This window comes from Algibacter mikhailovii (assembly GCF_014651495.1).
Classification (GTDB): Bacteria; Bacteroidota; Bacteroidia; order Flavobacteriales; family Flavobacteriaceae; genus Algibacter_E; species Algibacter_E mikhailovii.
The window spans coordinates 297,181-319,829 of the sequence record NZ_BMWZ01000002.1 but is presented as its reverse complement, the minus strand read 5'-3'; the positions used below and the strand labels follow the sequence as shown (position 1 = coordinate 319,829).

At 36.2% G+C, this 22,649-nt stretch carries 16 protein-coding genes; 14 read left to right on the top strand and 2 right to left on the bottom strand.

Annotated elements, in window-relative coordinates; genetic code table 11:
* Window positions 1–139: 139 nt before the first annotated feature.
* Window positions 140–3,190, top strand: coding sequence for a choice-of-anchor I domain-containing protein (locus IE051_RS04770; RefSeq protein ID WP_189359635.1), 3,051 nt, complete (start codon window positions 140–142; stop codon window positions 3,188–3,190).
* Window positions 3,191–3,331: 141 nt separating this feature from the next.
* Here the strand turns inward: IE051_RS04770 and IE051_RS04765 are convergent, their stop codons facing one another.
* Complete coding sequence (locus tag IE051_RS04765) at window positions 3,332–4,156, bottom strand: universal stress protein (RefSeq protein ID WP_189359634.1); 825 nt, start codon at window positions 4,154–4,156, stop codon at window positions 3,332–3,334.
* A gap of 136 nt (window positions 4,157–4,292) precedes the next feature.
* Between IE051_RS04765 and rimP the strand changes: the two genes are divergently transcribed.
* The 5 genes from rimP (at window position 4,293) to IE051_RS04740 (ending at window position 10,337) form a co-directional block, all read left to right on the top strand.
* Complete coding sequence (rimP, locus tag IE051_RS04760; RefSeq protein WP_189359633.1) at window positions 4,293–4,754, top strand: ribosome assembly cofactor RimP; 462 nt, start codon at window positions 4,293–4,295, stop codon at window positions 4,752–4,754.
* A gap of 12 nt (window positions 4,755–4,766) precedes the next feature.
* Window positions 4,767–5,999, top strand: a complete 1,233-nt coding sequence (nusA, locus tag IE051_RS04755; protein ID WP_189359632.1) for a transcription termination factor NusA — start codon at window positions 4,767–4,769, stop codon at window positions 5,997–5,999.
* An 80-nt stretch (window positions 6,000–6,079) separates the two neighbouring features.
* Complete coding sequence (infB, locus tag IE051_RS04750) at window positions 6,080–8,893, top strand: translation initiation factor IF-2 (protein WP_189359631.1); 2,814 nt, start codon at window positions 6,080–6,082, stop codon at window positions 8,891–8,893.
* A 149-nt stretch (window positions 8,894–9,042) separates the two neighbouring features.
* Window positions 9,043–9,636: a phage tail protein gene (locus tag IE051_RS04745; RefSeq protein WP_308427696.1), complete on the top strand. Its 594-nt coding sequence runs from the start codon at window positions 9,043–9,045 to the stop codon at window positions 9,634–9,636.
* 11 nt (window positions 9,637–9,647) lie between these two features.
* Window positions 9,648–10,337, top strand: a complete 690-nt coding sequence (locus IE051_RS04740) for a T9SS type A sorting domain-containing protein (RefSeq protein ID WP_189359630.1) — start codon at window positions 9,648–9,650, stop codon at window positions 10,335–10,337.
* An 88-nt stretch (window positions 10,338–10,425) separates the two neighbouring features.
* Here IE051_RS04740 and IE051_RS04735 read toward each other — a convergent pair whose 3' ends face one another.
* Window positions 10,426–10,824, bottom strand: coding sequence for an SPOR domain-containing protein (locus IE051_RS04735; protein WP_189359629.1), 399 nt, complete (start codon window positions 10,822–10,824; stop codon window positions 10,426–10,428).
* Window positions 10,825–11,040: 216 nt separating this feature from the next.
* Here IE051_RS04735 and IE051_RS04730 point away from each other — a divergent pair, with 216 nt between their 5' ends.
* From IE051_RS04730 to IE051_RS04695, 8 genes are read left to right on the top strand one after another with little or no spacing between them, the layout of a single operon-like run.
* A complete protein-coding gene (locus tag IE051_RS04730; RefSeq protein ID WP_189359628.1) occupies window positions 11,041–12,330 on the top strand; it encodes a c-type cytochrome in 1,290 nt (429 codons plus the stop codon).
* Between the two features lie 51 nt (window positions 12,331–12,381).
* Window positions 12,382–15,639, top strand: coding sequence for a TAT-variant-translocated molybdopterin oxidoreductase (locus IE051_RS04725; protein WP_189359627.1), 3,258 nt, complete (start codon window positions 12,382–12,384; stop codon window positions 15,637–15,639).
* 28 nt (window positions 15,640–15,667) lie between these two features.
* Window positions 15,668–17,119, top strand: a complete 1,452-nt coding sequence (gene nrfD / locus IE051_RS04720; protein WP_189359626.1) for an NrfD/PsrC family molybdoenzyme membrane anchor subunit — start codon at window positions 15,668–15,670, stop codon at window positions 17,117–17,119.
* Window positions 17,120–17,128: 9 nt separating this feature from the next.
* Window positions 17,129–17,659, top strand: a complete 531-nt coding sequence (locus tag IE051_RS04715; protein WP_189359625.1) for a DUF3341 domain-containing protein — start codon at window positions 17,129–17,131, stop codon at window positions 17,657–17,659.
* Between the two features lie 8 nt (window positions 17,660–17,667).
* Window positions 17,668–18,219 (top strand): c-type cytochrome, encoded by a 552-nt coding sequence (locus IE051_RS04710; protein WP_189359624.1) that lies wholly within the window; start codon window positions 17,668–17,670, stop codon window positions 18,217–18,219.
* Window positions 18,220–18,241: 22 nt separating this feature from the next.
* On the top strand, window positions 18,242–19,609 hold the full coding sequence (locus IE051_RS04705) for a quinol:cytochrome C oxidoreductase (RefSeq protein ID WP_189359623.1): 1,368 nt from the start codon (window positions 18,242–18,244) through the stop codon (window positions 19,607–19,609).
* Window positions 19,610–19,638: 29 nt separating this feature from the next.
* Window positions 19,639–20,712: a cytochrome c oxidase subunit II gene (locus IE051_RS04700; protein WP_189359622.1), complete on the top strand. Its 1,074-nt coding sequence runs from the start codon at window positions 19,639–19,641 to the stop codon at window positions 20,710–20,712.
* A 26-nt stretch (window positions 20,713–20,738) separates the two neighbouring features.
* Window positions 20,739–22,532 carry a cytochrome c oxidase subunit I gene (locus tag IE051_RS04695; RefSeq protein ID WP_189359621.1) on the top strand — a complete coding sequence of 598 codons (1,794 nt, stop codon included), beginning with the start codon at window positions 20,739–20,741 and terminating at the stop codon, window positions 22,530–22,532.
* Window positions 22,533–22,649: the final 117 nt, after the last annotated feature.

The following is a 22,649-nucleotide window of genomic DNA, read 5'->3' as shown; positions in this document are numbered from 1 at the left end:
TAGGCTTAATGTTTTGAAGTTTGGCATAGCTTTAATTTAATACTTCAGTCTCATGCTTTACATCAAAATAATTTTAAGGTAATATTGAGGTTTTTTATAATTCATTCATTTGAGGATAAATTAATCGAATCAAAAAAGAATGAAAAAAATTACTTTTTTTGCTAGTGTACTAGCATTATGTTTTACTGCTGTTCAGGCCCAAAACCCTTTGCAGTTTTTATCGAATTATGAGACCAATACTGAAGGTTCAGCTGAAACTGTAGCCTATGATGTAATCAATCAGCAAGCTTTCTTTACCAATTCTGCAAATAATAGCTTTACGATAGTAGATATTAGTAACCCATCTACTCCTGTATTAGTAAAAAATGTAGACTTATCAACTTATGGCGCTGGACCTAATTCTGTCGCGGTAAATGGAAGTATTGTTGCTGTGGCAGTTGAAGCCGATCCTAAACAAAATCCTGGAAAAGTTGTGTTTTTTAATTTGGATGGTGTTTATGTGAATGAAGTTACTGCTGGTGCATTGCCAGATATGTTGACATTTACTCCTGACGGTATGAAACTCTTGGTCGCGAATGAGGGTGAGCCTTCTGGCGATTACATCAATGATCCTGAAGGAGCAATATCCATAATTGATTTAAGTGCTGGTGTTGCTTCGGCGACTGTAACGCCTATAAATTTTAATGCTTATGATGATAAAAAAGCAAGTCTTCAGAATAAAGGCATTAGAATATTTGGGAATAATGGCGCGGCTACCGTATCTCAAGATTTAGAGCCAGAATTTATAACCGTAGTTGAAGATGGCTCAAAAGCTTATGTAAACTGTCAAGAAAACAATGCTTTGGTGGTTGTTGATTTAAGCAATAATTCTGTTTTGGATATTCTACCTCTTGGTTATAAAAACCATTTGTTAGGTACGCCTTCAGTTACTAGTTATGTTGTTAATGATTTGGTATCCGCATGGCCTTCATTAGGAACTCCAGTTTACGATGGAGGTCAGGATGCTGTGGCATTGGGTGGCTTTTCTGGATTGTATTATGATGCTGCAAACTCTACGGCTACAAATTATGTATTCTATGCCGTGCCAGATAGAGGGCCAAACGATGCTGCGGTTGCTAAAGCTGAAGTTATCCCCGCTTCTTCTCAAAACTTGAGACCATTTAAATTGCCTAATTACCAAGGTAGAATAGCAAAATTTACTTTAAATAAGAATACAGGCAATATTACTTTAGATGATCAAATTTTATTGACCAGAAAGGATGGAACTACACCTATTACTGGAAAAGGTAATATCCCCGGTTTTGATGAGGTTCCTGTGACATATACAGATGAGGCCACAGCCTATACCCACGCCGACTATGTTGATGGCGCTTCAGAAGAATATCATGAGTTGGTCTATGATGCCTACGGAGGCGATTTTGAAGGTGTTTTAATGGATAAGGACGGTAAATTTTGGATGTGCGATGAGTACAGACCAGCCTTATATAAGTTTGAAGCTAATGGGCAACTCATTGAGCGCTATGTGCCTTCTGGAACCTCATTATTAGGAACAACACCTCAGGCTGTTGGAGCCTTCGGCGCTGAAACATTACCAGAAGTCTATTCTAAACGCAGAGCGAATAGAGGTTTTGAAGCGATTGCTTACGATGAAGTAAATCATATCATCTATGCCTTTATACAGTCGCCGTTGTACAACCCATCTAGTGCAACCAAAATTAATTCAGATGTCATTAGAATTTTAGGGGTTAACGCAGATACTGGCGTTCCTGTAAGTGAATATGTATACTTATTAGAAAGAAACCGAGATGCTGGTTACGCCTCATCTAGAGTTGATAAAATGGGAGATGCTGTTTATACTGGAAATGGAAAATTCTTGGTTATTGAGCGAGATTCTGAAGGCCCTACTGTGGCAACAGGGAAAAAGTATATTTTCGAAATTGATATTAATTACGCAACAAATATTCTAGGCAATGGGAACTATGGCGGAAAAGAATTAGAAGCATTGACCGCAGATGAAATAGCAGCAGAAGGTATTTTGGCGGTTCATAAAACGAAAGTGCTGAACTTGCCATCTGTTGGTTATCAGGGGTCAGATAAAGCGGAAGGTATTGCACTATTGTCAAATAATGAAATTGCAGTAATAAATGATAACGACTTTGGCCTAGCTGGAGCAGGAATTACAGATAATAGTGTGCTCGGCATTATTTCGTTTGCCAATGATTTTGGTTTTGATGCCTCTAATAGAGATGATGCTATTAATATTACACAACGTCCTACCTTGGGCATGTTTATGCCAGATGCGGTGTCTTCATATAGTGTTAATGGTGTAAATTATATTGTAACGGCTAATGAAGGTGATGCTAGAGATTATGATGGATACTCTGAGGAGGAACGCGTGAAAGATTTAACCTTAAATGCATTATATTACCCGGATGCTTCAGCCCTTCAAACAGATGCGAATTTAGGGCGTTTAAAAACGACCACTGCTACGGGTGATTATAATAATGATGGTGAGATTGAGCAAATTTACTCCTATGGCGCCAGATCATTTTCAATTTTTGATGAATACGGAAATTTAGTGTTTGATAGTGCCGACCAGTTTGGCCGAAAAATAGCATCAGAAGAACCAGCTTTATTTAATGAAGATGAAAGCGGGTTAGATGATCGATCTGATGATAAGGGTGGTGAGCCAGAGGCTATTGCTATTGGAGCAATAGATGGCAAAACCTATGCCTTTATTGCTTTAGAAAGACAAAGTTCTATTTTAATGTATGATATCACAGATCCTAATGATGTTGAGTTTATTACCTATTATATGGGAAATAGAACGTCTGGAGATATAGCGCCAGAGATTATTAAATTTGTGCCTGCTGCCGATAGTCCAGATTCAAAAGATTTATTGTTAGTAGGATATGAGGTTAGTGGATCAATGGCTATCATTCAAATAGGCGATTCTGTATTAAGTATTAGTAAAAAGGTTGCTAAGAATGATTTCAGAATTTATCCAAACCCGGTAATAAATACTAATCTGAAATTTAATAAAACACTTTCTGGGGCCATTTACAATATTAATGGTCAAGAGATAAAAAGATTTGAAAGCAAAAAATCTCTAAATGTGTCTCAATTGACTTCAGGAATATATATTATTAAAACCTTAGGCCATGGCGTAAAACGCTTTGTTAAATTATAAAAAGTATTGTAACAAATTCAAAAAATCTCATTCCATGGAATGGTTTTTTTGGGGTTTACGGGCATTAAAAAAAGTTAGTGTCTTAAAGATGTTATTGATAAATTTAAAGGGGGTACAAGAAATTGTTACCCCTTTTGTTATTTATATTTTAAAGGTAATCACAGGGCGTTTGGCATGATTTACTAGATCTTCACTAATACTGCCATTAAAAAAATGGGAGATCCCTTGTCTTCCATGTGTGCTCATACCTATTAATTGTGCGTCAATAGATTGAGCAAAGTTCATGATGCCTTTTTCAATATTGACATCATTAAATATGTTTGTCGTGTAATTAGAAAAATCTGAGGCCTCTTCAAATATTTTCATGCGTCTTTTAGAGCTTTCCGTAGTAATAAATTTGTTTGGCGTATTTACCATAAGTAAATGTATTTTGGCATTTAATTTTTTGGCAAATTCAATAGCTTTTTTGTAAGAAGGAATACTTTCGTTTTTGAAGTCTGATGCAAACACAAAATCCTTAACTGTAAAAGCTTCGTGTTCTTTTTTGATAACTAAAACGGGTATCTCAGATGTTCTAACTACTTTTTCTGTATTACTCCCTATAAGCATTTCTGTTAAGCCACTTGATCCATTAGAACCCATAATTATGAGGTCAATTTCATTTTTTTGACAAACATGAAAAATTCCTTTGAATATTTCGTGAAAATCAACGGTTTCATGAATGGTAAGGCCTTTTAGATAGGGTTTTTCTAGGAGTTTTTCAAACCTATTATGTGCTAGCTTCATAAAAAACATAGCCTCTGGTAGGTCGTTGTATGAATTTAAAGGGTCTACTTCCTGCAAAGGGATTTCTAAGATGTGTAATAGGTAAATTTCGCAATGGTGTTCTCTGGCAAATTGCGCTGCAACTTTTAGAGCATTTTCAGCTTGGTCAGAAAAATCGGTGGGTACAAGTAGTTTTCGCATATTCTTAGAGATAAGATGTATCTAAATTTATGACTTTTTCCTTTAAAAATCAATAAAATATTATATATTTGCACCGTTGAAAGGCGAAAATAATGAATATGAGGGGACGGATAGTCCCCTCTTTTTATACTAAGAAATGTTTAAAACAAAAGTAACGGAACTACTTGAAACTGCGCTAATAGAGCGTTCAGACTTGTTTCTTATTGATTTTTCAATTAACAGTGAAAATCATATTAAAGTTATAATTGATGGAGATCAAGGCGTTTTGGTTGAAGACTGTATGTTTATAAGCAGAGCTATTGAACATAATTTAGATAGAGAAGAAGAAGATTTTTCTTTGGAAGTGATGTCTGCTGGAGCGGGAGCTGTGTTTTCGCATAAGCGGCAATACAAAAAGAATCTAAAAAGAACACTTCAAGTAAGAACAAGTACCGAAGAGTTAGAAGGTGCCCTTACTGGAGTGACGGATGAGAATATTACTTTAGAGTGGAAGGTTAGAGAACCAAAACCTGTAGGTAAAGGAAAAGTGACAGTAAAAAAGGAAGCAGTTATTCCTTTTCAAGATATTGTAGAGGCAAAAGTTATGATTAAATTTTAATTTAAAAGAGATATGGAAAATGTCGCGTTAATTGAATCATTTTCAGAATTCAAAGACGATAAGCTAATTGACAGAGTTACGTTAATGGCAATTTTAGAAGACGTATTTAGAAGCGCCTTAAAGAAGAAGTTTGGCGATGATGATAATTTTGATATCATTGTGAATCCAGATAAAGGGGATTTAGAAATATGGCGAAATAGAATTGTTGTTGCTGATGGTGAAGTAGAAGAACCAAATCAAGAAATTACGTTAACTGAAGCACGAAAGATAGAACCAGATTTTGAAGTAGGGGAAGATGTATCTGAAGAGGTGAAACTTATTGATTTAGGAAGAAGAGCTATTTTGGCATTGCGTCAAAATTTGATTTCTAAAATTTATGAGCATGATAATACCATTATCTATAAGCAGTTTAAGGATTTAATAGGTGAAATTTATACTGCCGAAGTACATCATATTCGCCATAGAGCGGTAATTTTGTTAGATGATGAAGGTAATGAAATAGTCTTGCCAAAAGACAGACAAATTCCTTCTGATTTCTTTAGAAAAGGAGATAATGTTAGAGGGATTATTGATAGTGTAGAATTAAAAGGCGCTAAGCCTACCATTATAATGTCAAGAAGCTCTCCTGTGTTTTTAGAAAAGTTATTTGAACAAGAAATTCCTGAGGTGTTTGATGGTTTAATAACAATCAAGCATGTAGTGAGAATACCAGGCGAAAAAGCAAAAGTAGCTGTAGATTCTTATGATGATAGAATTGACCCAGTAGGTGCTTGTGTTGGTATGAAAGGTTCAAGAATTCACGGTATTGTTCGTGAATTAGGTAATGAGAATATTGATGTTATTAACTATACCAATAACCTGCAATTGTTTATTACTAGAGCATTAAGCCCAGCAAGAGTGACTTCAATTAAACTTAATGAAGAAACAAAGCGTGCTGAGGTTATTTTAAAGCCGGAAGAAGTAAGTAAAGCCATTGGTAGAGGTGGTCATAATATAAGATTAGCAGGTCAGTTAACAGGCTATGAAATTGACGTCTTTAGAGAAGGTGCTGAAGAAGATGTTGAGTTAAGAGAATTTACTGACGAAATAGAAGGCTGGATTATTGAAGAATTTAGTAAAGCTGGTTTAGATACAGCCAAAAGTATTCTTGAGCAAGAAGTTAATGATTTGGTTAAAAGGACTGATTTGGAAGAAGAAACCATCAAGGATGTCATTAGAATTCTTAAAGAAGAATTTGAAGAATAGTAAATAAAAGTGCAGTTTTGCATGATTGTTATGCCTTAAGAGGTATAATGTATATATTTGAGTATTATTAAAGGCGATTTATGGCTGAAACAATTAGATTAAATAAAGTATTACGCGAGCTTAACATCTCTCTAGATCGTGCCGTAGAATTCTTGGATTCAAAAGGCGTGTCTATTGAGAAGCGTCCAACTACAAAAATTTCACAGGAAACATATAATATGCTTTCAGGTGAATTTGAGACGGATGCGAATAAAAAAGTGAAATCGCAAGAAGTGGGTGAAGCTAAGCTTAAGGAAAAGGAGGATTTACGTATAAAACGTGAGAAAGAATTGGAAGCAAAGCAGAAAGCACAGGAAGCCATAGAGAAAGCCAGACAAGAAGAGGTAGTAAAAGCTTCAAAAACCCTTTCAGGACCTAAGCAAGTTGGAAAAATTGATTTAGGTGGTGAAAAGAAAATCGAACAAGCCCCTGTTGTTGAAAAGAAAGAGGAACCTGTAAAAACGCCTGAATTAGCCCCTGTTAAAGAGGAGGTGATTAAGGCTAAAGCGCCTAAGTTGGAGTTGAAACCTGTTGCGCAAAAACAAGCTGAAAAGATTGTAAAAGAAGAGGTGAAAGCCGATAAAGCTGTTCCTTCAAAGGAGCCTGTGGCACAACAGCCTACGAAAACAGATGAAGATGGTAATGTGATTCCTGATGAAAAGGTTAAAACGCAATATCAAAAACTTACAGGACCTAAAATTTCTGGGGATAAGATTGATTTATCACAATTCAATAAACCTAAGAAAAAGAAGGAAGATAAAAAACCTGAGGCTAAATCTAACGACGCTACAAAAAAGAAACGTCGTCGTATTAGCAAAGCTGGAGCGCCAAATAGTGGTGGACCAGGAAGATCTGGAAGACCAGGAGGAGCTGGAAGTAGACCAGGAGGAAATGATAGGTTTAAAGGTAAACCAGGTCAAGGGCGACGTAATATTGTAAAAGAGGAGCCTTCTGAGGAAGATGTTAAGAAACAAGTTAGAGAGACTCTTGAGAAACTTCAGGGTAAATCTAACAAAGGAAAAGGTGCCAAATACAGAAGAGACAAAAGAGATCAACACAGAGAACAAACTGAAATTGATCAGCAAATAGAAGCTGCTGAAAGCAAAATAATCAAAGTAACTGAGTTTGTTACAGCAAGTGAAATGGCAACCATGATGGATGTTAGTGTAACACAGATCATTTCGGCATGTATGTCACTTGGTATGATGGTTACTATGAATCAGCGTTTAGACGCCGAGACACTATCAATTGTTGCTGAGGAGTTTGGTTATAAAGTTGAGTTTGTTACTGCTGATATTGAAGAGTCTATTGAAGAAGTAGAAGATAAGCCAGAAGATTTAAAACCTCGTGCGCCAATTGTTACAGTAATGGGGCATGTTGATCATGGTAAAACATCGCTTCTGGATTATATACGTAAAGAAAATGTTATTGCTGGTGAATCTGGAGGAATCACGCAGCATATTGGTGCCTACGGTGTTGAATTAGAAAATGGACAAAAAATTGCCTTTTTAGATACACCTGGTCACGAGGCCTTTACGGCCATGCGTGCTCGTGGAGCTCAAGTAACGGATATAGCGATAATTGTAGCGGCTGCAGATGATGATATTATGCCACAAACTAAGGAGGCTATATCTCATGCACAGGCTGCTGGAGTGCCAATAGTTTTTGCCATTAATAAGGTGGATTTACCTGCTGCCAACCCTGAGAAAATTAAAGAAGGTTTAGCTAATATGAATTTATTGGTTGAAGACTGGGGAGGTAAAGTGCAATCGCATGATATTTCTGCAAAAATAGGAACAGGAGTAAAAGAATTATTAGAGAAAGTATTGCTTGAAGCTGAGTTATTAGAGCTGACTGCAAACCCAGATAAGCCGGCGGTAGGAACCGTTGTGGAAGCCTTTTTAGATAAAGGACGTGGATATGTGTCTACAGTATTAGTTCAGGCTGGTACCTTACGCGTTGGTGACTATATTTTGGCAGGTAAAAACAGTGGAAAGGTTAAAGCCATGCATGATGAGCGGGGTAATGATATTGAAGCGGCAGGGCCTTCAACACCGGTATCTGTATTAGGTTTAGATGGTGCGCCACAAGCAGGTGATAAGTTTAATGTGTTTGAAGATGAGCGTGAAGCAAAACAGATTGCCTCCAAACGAGCGCAATTGCAACGTGAGCAATCGGTTAGAACACAACGACATATTACGCTTGATGAAATTGGACGTCGTATTGCACTTGGGGATTTCCAAGAGTTGAATATTATTCTTAAAGGTGATGTGGATGGTTCAGTTGAAGCATTAACGGATTCATTCCAGAAGTTATCTACTGAAGAAATTCAAGTGAACATTCTACATAAAGGTGTAGGTGCTATTACTGAAAGTGATGTGTTATTAGCTTCGGCATCTGATGCAATTATCGTTGGGTTTAATGTTAGACCTGTAGGAAATGCGCGCATGATTGCTGATAAAGAAGAAATTGATATTAGAACATATTCAATTATCTATGACGCCATAAACGATCTTAAAGATGCTATGGAAGGTATGTTGTCTCCAGAGGTTAAAGAGGAGATTACAGGTACTGCTGAAATTAGAGAAATGTTTAAAGTCTCTAAAGTTGGAACTATTGCTGGATGTATGGTAACTAATGGTAAGATTCTTAGAAATTCAGGCATTCGTTTAATTCGTGATGGTGTTGTTGTCTTTACAGGAGAATTGGCATCGTTAAAACGATTTAAAGATGATGCCAAGGAGGTAACTAAGGGGTATGACTGTGGTATGCAGATTAAGAATTATAATGATATTAAAGAAGGCGATATTATTGAGGCATTCCATGAAGTGGAAGTTAAGAAAAAGCTTAAATAAAGCGCTTATAACATACTAATTCACTTTTGTGAATATGATTTGGAAAGACACCTGTTTTGAAAATAGGTGTTTTTTTTGTGAAAATTTTAATGTACCTTCCTTGTGGTTAAATAGCTATTAATCAATTTCTTAACAAAAAATGAATAATCATGAAAAAAACAATTACCATTTTAGGACTGTTACTATGTCTAGGTCTAGCAAATCGTTCTATGGCACAACAGGAGGGGTTTATAGGCGAAATTAAAATGTTTGGGGGTAATTTTGCGCCAAGAGGTTGGGCATTTTGTAATGGACAGCTCTTACCTATAAGCCAAAATCAAGCTTTGTTCTCCATTCTTGGTACAACATATGGTGGCGATGGACGGACTACATTTGCTTTGCCTGACTTAAGAGGAAGAGTGCCGGTACATTCAGGAAACGGTCCGGGTTTATCAACTTATCGTTTAGGCCAAAAGGGTGGATTTGAAACAACTACTATAACCGTAGCTAATATGCCAGTACATTCCCATCCTTACGCTGCTCCAGCAGTTTCTGAAGATGGTAATACTTCTGATCCTACAAATGCAGTACCTGGAGGAACAAAGGTCTTAGATAAAGAATATTCTACAGAAACGCCTAATACAACTATGAAATCAGGAGGAACAGGTAATACAGGAGGAAGTCAACCTATGAATATAGTACAACCCTATGGAACGGTTAATTATATTATCGCACTAGTTGGAGTTTTTCCATCAAGATCCTAATCTGTGCAATTATGAAAACCTTTATACAAGCGATAATAATACTTGGTATGGTTGTGCTAAGTTATGGTCAAATTACATTCAACGGGGCTCACCCTTTGTTTGATGACCAAAGTTTTGTTTTTAGTTTTGAAGCTATAGATGATACTGGACGACATAGTTATACCACCGCTCCTATTGATGGTAATCAACCATGTAGCGGTATAGGTATTTGTGAACTAAAAATTAGTTGGAATAATACAGATAGACAATGGGAAATGTTGGCAGACGATGGAAATGGAAGTTTTATTTCGCCATACGTCATATTTATTAATAAAGAAGCCTCAAAGCCAAATCCACCTGGACTAAATTTAGGTATTTGGGAGGTGAATACAGATCTCCTTACTTTAGAGCAGGCTGGAGGAAATTTAACGACGAGTAATACTTTATTAACAGGAAATGTGCAAGAAACCGCCTTGAGTGTTTCTAAGCAAGCACTCATGAATGGGCTTGGGATTTATCCTAATCCTGTTAGTGAACTGCTTTATATTGATACTGATTTAGCGCTAGATGCTATTGCTATTTATGATGTTAGAGGGTACTTGGTTTTAGGTGTCGATGTTGTTTCTTCATCTATTGATGTGTCTACCTTGTCAAGTGGCTTGTACTTTCTGAAAATAAATTCTGAGAGCATGGCTGTGACAAAAAAGATTGTGATAAATTAATCTGTAAAGTAATAGGCAAATCTTCAATTGAACCGTCTAAAAATTAAAAAAGCAATCTAATTAGATTGCTTTTTTAATTCATGCCTTACTATAATTTTTCTTTTTTTGGCTTAAAAATAAAGGCAGTAGGGAACTCTTTTTTGATAATTTTCAAAGCCCGGTCCGCTTCTAATCGGGTCCTGAAATTACCAGTCCAAATTTTAAAATTAGGCGTTTCATATTGTATTGAAGCCTCCTTATCTGCAAAGATTTCGGTGAACTCTTTTTTGGATTCTAAGGCTTCCGAACGTCCGCCAGAATAAATTTGAATTTTATAACGATCGGGGTCGTATTCATTTTTATTCATTTCTTTTTTAGTCTCGAGTAGGGTGCTTATTTTATGGTCTTGATTTATGCTAATATGGCCTTGCTGAGCAAAACCATACGTTGTTGCTAAGGCAAAACATAAAACGACAAATAATGCTGGTTGAAATGAAGTTGATGTCATATTTTAATAGTATTTATGCAAATGTAAAAGTATTAAACTTATTTCATGGTGATTTTATTATTTAGAATCCCTCTAAATTATGTATTAACGTTTCTTTAGTATTTCGGGAATCGACTTTAAATATTACTTTTGCCTGAGATTTTATAACCGTATTTTTTTTCATCTTAGAGATGACAAAAGTCATACCAAAGTTAAGAAGTTAATTTAACCAAAAATATGAGAAAGGTGATTCACCGAAAATTAAGCAAAAACTTTCTTCGTTTAGGCTTAATTCTATTATTAGCGTTTACAAGTTCACTTTCTGCACAGGAAGGTGATCCAGTCAAAGGAAAATCTTTATTTAATGCCAATTGTGCAGCGTGTCATCAGTTAGATAAAAAGATGACAGGTCCTGCATTACGAAATGTAGAAACTCGTTTATCTGATGATCAAGGTTTAGATAGAGAATGGATTTATGCATGGATTCGTAATAGTGCAGGTTTAATCAAGTCTGGTGACGCTTACGCCAATAAAGTGTACAACGAGTATGGGGGTGCTGCTATGACGGCTTTTCCGCAACTTTCAGATGAGGATTTAAATAATGTTTTAGCCTATACCGCTGAAGAAAAGAAAGCACCGGCTGCTCCGGCTGCTGCTGCGGGTGTGCAAGCTGTTCAATCATCAGGAGGGATTTCTAATGAGCTTATTTTAGGAGCTCTAGCCATTCTTTTTATTCTTTTAGCTGCTGGCTTGTATTTAGTAAATAAGACCTTGCGTCGATTTGCTGTGGCTCAGAATATTGAATTAGAACTTGAGACGGGGAGAAAACCACTTTGGAAAGCATTTGTGCAAAATCAATTTTTAATGATTGTTGTTGCTATTTTCTTTTTACTGTCTAGTGCGTATTTTGTTTATGGTTATTTATCTCAAATAGGAGTTGATCAAGGGTATCAACCTGTTCAGCCTATTCATTTCTCACACAAAATACATGCAGGTGATAATGGTATAGATTGTAAATATTGTCACTCTTCAGCACGGGTTAGTAAGACCTCAGGTATTCCGTCTTTAAATATTTGTATGAACTGTCATAAGTCAATTTACGAATACAACGGAGAAACGTCTGCTGAGTATTCTAAGGAGTTCTATGATGGTGAGATTAAGAAGTTATATGCAGCTGCAGGATGGGATGATGCTGATCAAAAATATACAGGAGATTCTCAACCAGTGAAATGGGTGCGCATTCACAATTTGCCTGATTTTGCTTATTTCAATCACTCACAACACGTTACTGTTGCAGGTGTTGAATGTCAAACATGTCACGGTCCAGTTGAAGAAATGGAAATTATGTACCAGCATGCGCCTTTAACTATGGGTTGGTGTATTAATTGTCATAGAGAAACAAATGTTGATGTTAAGGACAATGCTTACTACGAGAAAATTCACGAAGAATTATCTAAGAAGTATGGTGTTGATAATTTAACAGCTGCTCAAATGGGTGGTCTAGAATGTGGTAAATGTCACTACTAGGTTTCTTAAGTGAAACAAAAAATTAATTAAGAAGTAATTCAATTATATAATATGTCATCAAACAAGAAATACTGGAAAAGTGTTGAGGAGCTAAACGAAAACAGCTCTATTGTTGAGACGCTAAAACAAAACGAGTTTGTAACAGAAATTCCAACTGATGAGTTTTTAGGTGATAAAGAAACATTAGAGAATACTGCTACAACGCGTCGCGATTTCTTAAAATATGTAGGGTTTAGTACAGCGGCAGCTTCTTTAGCAGCTTGTGAAGGACCTGTTAAAAAATCAATTCCTTACGTAGTGCAGCCAACTGAGATCATTCCAGGTGTTGCCAACTACTATGCAACAACAATTGCGGATGGTTTTGATTTTGCGAGTGTTTTAGTAAAAACGCGTGAAGGTCGTCCAATTAAAATTGAAAATAACAACTTAGCTAGTACGAACGGAAGCGCTAATGCTAGAGTTAATGCTTCAGTTTTAGGTTTGTATGATAGCTTGAGAGTTCAAGGGCCCAAAAAAGACGGTTCTTCAATTTCATGGAGCGATTTTAATGCCGAAACAACGAAAGTTTTAAATAGCTTAAAAGGGTCTGATAAGTCTATTGTTTTATTAACACAGACGTATGCTAGTCCTTCAACTTCTAACTTGATTGCAGATTTCAAAGAAGAATACGGTAATGTAAACCATGTCGTTTATGATGCTATTTCTGAGTCTGCTGCTATTGAGGCTTTTCAAAATAAGTACGGTCAAAAAGGTTTAGCTTCTTACGATTTTTCGGAAGCTATGACTATTGTTTCTGTTGGTGCTGATTTCTTAGGCGATTGGCAAGGTGGAGGATTTGATTCAGGATATTCTAAGAATAGAGTTCCTGATCATGGAAAAATGTCTCGTCACGTACAGTTTGAGTCTAATATGTCTTTAACTGGTGCAAATGCTGATAAACGTGTACCATTAACACCATCACAACAGAAATTAGCTTTAGCGAAATTATATAGCTTGGTAACAGGGGCTAACGTTTCTGTTAGTGGTTTACCAGAATCTGTTGAGGCAGCTGTAAAAAGTGCAGCGTCGCAATTGAAGAAAGCTGGTAGTAAAGGTGTTGTAGTTACAGGTATTCAAGATGTTAATGCTCAAACTGTGGTTTTAGAGCTTAATGAGTACTTAGCAAGTAAAGCTTTTAATAGTAAAGTTGCTTTAAAAACACGTCAAGGTATTGATAGTGATGTTTCTCAATTAGTTGCAGATATGAATGCAGGTAAAGTTGGGGCAATCATTATGAGTGGTGTAAATCCGCTATATACTTTAGCAAATGAATCTGATTTTGCTGAAGGTTTAAAGAAAACGCAATTGTCAGTAGCGTTTTCTATGAAAGAAGATGAGACTTCTACTCAAGCGCAATATATTGCGGCAGCACCGCACTACTTAGAGTCATGGGGTGATGTTGAAATTAAAACAGGACATTATGGTTTAATACAACCAGCTATTCGTCCTTTGTTTGATACAAAGCAATTTCAGGACGCGTTATTAGCATGGACTAATAATGATCAATCTTACAGTGATTATATCAAGTTAATTTGGAATGAAGATATTCTTGAGGGAACTTCATATAATCAAGCTTTGCATGACGGCTCATTTGTTTCTGCGGCATTTAAAAGTGGAAATGGAAATTCAAATAACACGCACGAAGTTACTTCCAAGACATTAAAAGGAAAGAAAGATAGAACGTGGGCAGGAGGCGTTATTCATGATGTTGCTGTAGATTTGAATTTAAAGGAGGAAGATAAGGATGAATATATCACTACAACCTCTACTGTAAATAATGGTAACGGTGATTCTGCTGTAGTTGGAGGAAGCATTGGAGGTGGAAATGCCGCTCAAGCTCTAGCGTCATCTGCTAAATCACAAGGCTTAGAATTAAGTTTATATACTAAAGTAGGTATGGGAGATGGTCAACAAGCCAACAACCCATGGTTACAAGAGTTTCCAGATCCAATTACAAGAACATCTTGGGATAATTACTTGACCGTTTCAAAGGCTGACGCTGCAGAAATGGGCTTAACCAATACGCATGTCGCTAACGGTGCATTAAACGGAAGTTATGCAAATGTGACGGTAAATGGTGTTACTGTAACTGCACCAGTTATGATTCAGCCAGGACAGGCTAAAGGTTCTGTTGGATTGGCTTTTGGTTATGGAAGAACTGCAGGACTAAAAGAAGAAATGCAAACAGGTGTTAATGCTTATGCATTATACCAAAATTTTAATACGGTTCAAAATGTAACTATTGAGCCTGCAGCTGGAGAGCATGAATTTGCTTCAGTGCAGCTTCATAATACATTAATGGGGCGTGGAGATATCATTAAAGAAACGACTTTAGAGATCTTCAATACCAAGGATAAAAAGCATTGGAATGCAGTACCTGTTGTTTCTCTAAATCATGAAGAAACTCCAGTAACTTCACCAGATGTTGATTTGTGGGATGAATTTGATCGTTCAATAGGACATCATTTTAACCTTTCTGTCGATTTAAATGCGTGTACTGGTTGTGGTGCTTGTGTTATTGCATGTCATGCTGAAAACAATGTGCCTGTTGTAGGTAAAACTGAAGTACGTCGTAGCCGTGATATGCACTGGTTGCGTATAGATAGATATTACTCATCTGAAGAATCATTTGAAGGTGATAATGAGAAAAAAGATAACATTTCAGGCTTAGGAAGTTCATTAAGTGAATTTGGTGAAATGGAAAATGCTTCTGAGAATCCTCAAGTAGCGTTTCAACCTGTAATGTGTCAACATTGTAACCATGCACCTTGTGAAACTGTATGCCCTGTTGCTGCAACATCTCATGGTCGTCAAGGTCAAAACCATATGGCGTATAACCGTTGTGTAGGTACAAGATATTGTGCTAACAACTGTCCTTATAAAGTACGTCGTTTCAACTGGTTCCTTTACAATGGTAATGACGAGTTTGATTATCATATGAATGATGATTTAGGTCGTATGGTATTAAATCCTGATGTGGTTGTGCGTTCTCGTGGAGTTATGGAGAAATGTTCTATGTGTATTCAAATGACACAAAAAACAATTCTTGATGCAAAACGTGATGGTCGTCAAATTAAGGATGGTGAATTCCAAACAGCATGTTCTGCAGCTTGTAGCAACGGTGCAATGAGTTTTGGAGATATCAATGATAAAGAAAGTAAAGTTGCAAAACTTTTAGAAGATAATCGTATGTATCACTTATTGGAACACGTTGGAACAAAGCCTAATGTGCAGTACCAAACAAAAGTGAGAAATACAACAGAAGCATAAATCTAATTAAAGAATCAATTATATAATTATGGCGTCTCATTACGAAGCACCTATTAGAAGACCTTTAGTTACAGGCGAAAAATCATACCACGACGTTACTGTGGACGTGGCTAAACCTGTAGAAGGAAAAGCAAATAAACAATGGTGGATAGTTTTTGGTATCTCACTAGTGGCTTTCCTTTGGGGAATCGGATGTATTTTATACACAATATCTACAGGTATTGGAACTTGGGGTTTAAACAAGACCGTAGGTTGGGCTTGGGATATTACTAACTTCGTTTGGTGGGTAGGTATTGGTCACGCAGGAACACTTATTTCTGCAGTACTTTTATTATTCCGTCAAAAATGGAGAATGGCAATTAACCGTTCTGCAGAAGCAATGACCATTTTCTCTGTAGTGCAAGCAGGTTTATTTCCAATTATCCACATGGGTCGTCCGTGGTTAGGGTATTGGGTATTGCCAATTCCAAACCAATTTGGTTCATTATGGGTAAACTTTAACTCACCTTTACTTTGGGATGTATTTGCAATTTCAACATATTTATCGGTATCACTAGTATTCTGGTGGACTGGTTTATTACCTGATTTTGCAATGTTAAGAGATCGCGCCGTTAAGCCTTTCCAAAAGAAAATATATGCTTTATTAAGTTTTGGATGGTCTGGTAGAGCAAAAGATTGGCAACGTTTTGAAGAGGTATCATTGGTACTTGCTGGTTTAGCAACACCTTTAGTACTATCTGTACATACCATTGTATCCTTTGACTTCGCAACATCGGTGATTCCAGGATGGCATACAACAATATTTCCACCATACTTCGTTGCCGGAGCGGTATTCTCTGGATTTGCTATGGTGAATACACTTCTTATTATTATGAGAAAAGTGTGTAACCTTGAAGATTATATTACAGTACAGCACATTGAGCTAATGAACATTGTAATTATGATTACTGGTTCTATAGTTGGTGTGGCTTATATAACTGAGTTGTTTATAGCATGGTATTCTGGAGTAGAGTATGAGCAATATGCCTTCTTAAACAGAGCAACTGGACCTTACTGGTGGGCTTATTGGGCAATGATGACATGTAACGTGTTCTCTCCACAATTTATGTGGTTCAAGAAACTTAGAACGTCAATTATGTTCTCTTTCTTTATCTCAATTGTTGTAAACATAGGAATGTGGTTCGAGCGTTTTGTAATTATCGTAACATCATTACACAGAGATTACTTGCCATCATCATGGACTATGTTCTCGCCTACATTTGTTGATATTGGAATTTTTATTGGAACAATAGGGTTTTTCTTTGTACTATTCTTATTGTACTCAAGAACATTCCCAGTAATTGCTCAGGCAGAGGTTAAAACGATTTTAAAATCTTCAGGAGAACGTTACAAAAGGATTAGAGAAGCAGGAGATAGCTTAGTTGGTACTGGTGCAGATGCTAGAACTTCAGGAGATAATAATAAAGAAACAAAAAACTAAAAGTAGCATATGGAAGCTTCAAAAGTAATTCACGCTATTTATACAGATGATGATATCTTAATGTCTGCCGTTAAGAAGGTAAAGGCAGAAAAGCATCATATTGAAGAAATTTATACACCTTTTCCAGTTCACGGGCTAGACAAAGCCATGGGACTAGAGCCTACACGTATTGCAATCACTGCATTTATTTATGGGCTTATTGGATTAACGGTTGCCATAGTCATGATGAATTTCATTATGATTGAAGATTGGCCTCAAAATATTGGTGGTAAACCAAGTTTTAGTTATATAGAAAACATGCCAGCCTTTGTACCTATTATGTTTGAGCTCACCGTGTTTTTTGCGGCGCACTTAATGGTAATAACATTCTACCTACGTAGTAGAATGTGGCCATTTAAAAATGCTGAAAATCCAGATCCAAGAACTACAGATGATCATTTCTTAATGGAAATAGCGGTTCATGGAAATGAAAATGAATTAGAGAGTTTGCTTAAGGAAACTGGAGCAGTTGAAGTTAATTTAGTTGATAAAGCCCATTAATAAATAATATGAAAAGCTTAATTAAAATAGTAGTAATAGCATTAGTTTTTGTAGCCGTATCTTGTAATAAAAGTACAGCTCCTAACTATCAATTCATGCCAAATATGTATGAGTCTGCTGGATATGAAACGTATGGCGAGGCTAAATTTCCTAATGGGATCGAGGCTCAGTTACCTGCTCAAGGGTCTATAGCAAGAGGTTATGTGCCATTTGATATAGAGAATTCTACAGAAGGCTATGACTTGGCTAAAACAACTTTAGAGAGCCCTTTAGATTCTATGGCGGTTGATTTAAATAGAGGTAAAGAATTGTATGACATTTATTGTGGCATTTGTCATGGTAATAAAGGAAATGGACAAGGAAACTTAGTGAAACGAGAAAAGATATTAGGTATTCCTAGTTATGATGATGCAGGTAGAGCGATTACCGCTGGAAGTATTTATCACACCATTTACTACGGTAAAAATGCCATGGGATCATATGCAAACCAATTGAATGAAGAAGAGCGTTGGCAAGTGGTTTCTTATGTATTAAAGTTAAAAGCAGATTTAGAAAAGTAAGATTGATAAGATTATTATAGATATGTATACATTTTCAAATAAATTAAAGACATTTTCAATCATACTAATGGTTCTCGGAGCTGTAGGTGTTGGAATTGGTTTTATGACATCTCATAAATCTTTTGAGGAAGTAGAACAACTACTTGCAGAAGAATCACATCACGGTGGTGGACATGCGGAAGAGGCTTCTCATGATGAGGCAAGTCACGGTACTCATGCTGCTGTAGATGCTCATGGTGATAGCCATGGTGAATCAGCGCACGCTGAAGTAGATGAACATGCAAAGCATATTGAGCATGTACAACATCAAATAGCAAACAGACCTTGGTCTGCTTTATACGTAGCCGCATTTTTCTTTATGATGATTGCATTAGGTGTATTGGCATTTTATGCAATTCAAATTGCTTCACAAGCAGGATGGTCTCCAGTATTGTTCAGGGTAATGGAAGGCATTACTGCTTATTTATTGCCAGGAGCTTTAATAGTATTAGCTATAGCTGTGGCATCAGGAACAATTGGACATTATAATTTATTTGTTTGGATGGATCCTGAAGTTGTTGCCCATGATAAACTAATCCAAGGGAAGTCAGGATGGTTAAATATTAGAGGTTTTGCTTTTAGAGGTTTAATCTTTATTGCAGGTTGGAGTTTATACCGCCATTTTTCAAGAAAGTTTTCAATAGCTCAGGATACTGCTGAAGATAAAAGTAATTTTAAAAAGTCTTTTAGAATCTCTGCAGCCTTCTTAGTATTCTTTATTTATACAGAATCAATGATGTCTTGGGATTGGATAATGAGTGTGGATCCGCACTGGTTTTCTACACTATTTGGATGGTACGTATTTGCTAGTATGTTTGTAAGTGGTATTACGGTAATAGCCTTAATTTCTATTTACCTTAAATCAAAAGGCGTTTTAGAATTTGTAAATGAGAATCATTTGCACGATGTAGCCAAATTTATGTTTGCATTCAGTATTTTCTGGACCTATTTATGGTTCTCGCAATTCATGCTGATCTGGTATTCAAATATTCCAGAGGAGGTAACCTATTTTGTAACACGTTTTCAAGATTATAAATTGCCTTTCTTAGGTATGGTTGTAATGAACTTTGTATTTCCAATTTTAATGCTAATGAATGCTGATTATAAGCGCATACCTTGGTTTGTTGTTATGGCAGGATTGGTGATACTATTTGGTCATTATGTTGATATATTCAATATGATAATGCCTGCAACTGTTGGAGATAGATGGTTTATAGGTTTACCAGAAATAAGTTCAGTATTACTTTTCGCGGGATTATTCATATTTGTTGTGTTTACAGCACTAACAAAAGCTCCTTTACTAGTAAAAGGATACCCTTTTAGAAAAGAAAGCGAAGATTTTCATTATTAATTAGATATAAATAAAGACGAACGATACCAATGACTGCTTTATTAACAATTATAGTTTTAGTATTTATCTTAATTGCCATTTGGCAAATGGTAAAGATTTTTGATTTAGCCCAGGCTAAAGGAGGTAGTGATACGTCAGGTGTTGCTACGGATAAAGATAATACCATGAATGGTTATTTAATGATGGGCTTTCTAGGATTCATCTATGCCATAACCATAGTAAGTTTAGTGAAATGGGGAGATTTACCTTTAATGTCAAACTCGGCATCAGAGCATGGCCCTACAGTAGATAACTTGATGGTGATTTCCATGGTTATCATCTTTTTTGTGCAAACGGTAACACAATTTTTATTACACTATTTCGCATTTAAATATAAAGGAGAGAAAGGTAAAAAGGCCTTATTCTTTGCAGATAACAATAAGTTAGAGGCTATTTGGACTATTATTCCTGTTATAGTTTTAGCTGGATTAATTATCTATGGTCTTAATACTTGGATTAATATCATGGGTGTTGATGAAAGTGATGATCCTCTTGTTGTTGAATTATACGCGCAGCAGTTTAACTGGAAAGCAAGATATGCTGGTGCGGATAATACTTTAGGAAAGGCCAATGTGCGTTTAATTGATATTGATCGTGCTAATATTCTTGGTTTAGATGAAGCAGATCCTAATGCCCAAGATGATATCATAACGACTGAACTTCATTTACCTGTTGGAAAACCAGTGTTATTTAAAATGCGTTCACAGGATGTATTGCACTCAGCTTATATGCCGCATTTTAGAGCACAAATGAACTGTGTACCAGGTATGATAACACAATTTGGATTTACGCCAACTGTAACTACAGCCGATATGCGTTTAACACCGGAAATGCAAGAGAAGGTGACGAGAATCAATAAAATTAGAGTTGAAAATAGTAAGCCTTTAGTGGCGAAAGGTGAGGAGCCTTTAGAGCGTTATGAATTTGATTACTTATTATTATGTAATAAAATTTGTGGTAAGTCTCACTACAATATGCAAATGAAGATTGTTGTTGAAACTCAAGAAGAATATGATGCTTGGATTAAGGAGCAAAAAGAATTCAAGAATTCTCTAATTAACTAATAAAAAGATAAAAACGATATAAGATTATGTCAGCACACGCAGATACTCACGGTCACGACGACGACCACGGACATCATCATAAAGAAACGTTTGTTACTAAATATATATTTAGTCAAGACCATAAAATGATTGCCAAGCAGTACCTTGTTACTGGTACTATCATGGGGGTTATAGGTGTATTAATGTCTATGATGTTCCGTATGCAAATTGCATGGCCGGAAGAACCTAATGTATTATTTGAAGCTTTATTGGGTAAATGGGCGCCAGACGGTGTTATGGATGCTGATATCTATTTAGCATTGGTTACTATACATGGTACCATTATGGTATTCTTCGTGTTGACAGCTGGATTGAGTGGTACATTTAGTAACCTTTTAATTCCGTTGCAAATTGGTGCTCGTGATATGGCATCTGGTTTCTTAAATATGGTATCATATTGGTTATTCTTTTTATCAAGTGTAATCATGATTATATCATTATTTGTGGAGGCAGGCCCTGCAGCAGCAGGATGGACTATTTATCCACCGTTAAGTGCCTTGCCTATGGCGCAAGGAGGTTCTGGTATGGGTATGACATTGTGGTTGGTTTCTATGGCAATATTCATTGCTTCATCTTTATTAGGATCTTTAAACTATGTGGTTACGGTAATTAATTTACGTACAAAGGGTATGTCAATGACAAGATTACCACTAACAATCTGGGCATTTTTTGTGACAGCAATAATTGGTATTATTTCATTCCCTGTGTTATTATCGGCTGCTTTGTTATTGATAATGGATAGAAGTTTTGGTACATCATTCTTCTTATCAGATATATTTATTCAAGGTGAAGTACTGCATTATCAAGGTGGGTCGCCAGTTTTATTTGAGCACTTATTTTGGTTCTTGGGACACCCAGAGGTATATATTGTAATTTTACCTGCAATGGGTCTGGTATCAGAAATAATGGCATCAAACTCGCGTAAACCAATTTTTGGTTATCGTGCCATGATTGCTTCTATACTCGCTATTGCATTTCTTTCTACAATCGTATGGGGACACCATATGTTTATATCTGGAATGAATCCTTTCCTTGGATCGGTATTTACATTTACAACCTTATTAATTGCCATACCATCTGCGGTAAAAGCCTTTAACTGGATTACTACCTTATGGAAAGGAAATCTGCAAATGAATCCGGCAATGTTATTTTCAATTGGATTTGTTTCTACCTTTATTACGGGTGGATTAACAGGAATTATTCTTGGAGATAGTGCTCTAGATATTAATGTACATGATACCTACTTTGTAGTAGCGCATTTCCACTTGGTAATGGGTATATCTGCGCTTTATGGTATGTTCGCGGGTATTTATCATTGGTTCCCAAAAATGTTTGGACGTATGTTAAACAAGAATTTAGGATATATCCACTTTTGGTTAACTGCAGTTTGTGCATACGGGGTGTTCTTCCCAATGCACTTTATAGGAATGGCAGGGTTACCACGTAGATATTATACAAACTCTAATTTTCCTCTGTTTGACGATTTAGCTAATGTTAATGTCATAATAACCATTTTTGCATTAATAGGTGGTGTTGTACAAATCGTATACCTATATAATTTCTTTATCAGCATTTTCTACGGAAAGAAAGCAGTACAAAACCCATGGAGGTCTACAACCTTGGAGTGGACAACTCCTGTAGAGCACATTCATGGTAACTGGCCAGGTGAGATTCCTCATGTACACCGTTGGGCGTATGATTATAGTAAGCCGGGACATGATGTAGATTTTGTGCCGCAAACAGTTCCTTTAAAGGATGGTGAGGAAGAACTTCAACACTAGAAAATAAATAACATTTATTAAAATATTAAAAGCTCACCTTTTTAGGTGGGCTTTTATCGTTTAAATGCATTTATATTCGTTTAAATGAAAATATTTCAATAAAAATCGATGAAATAC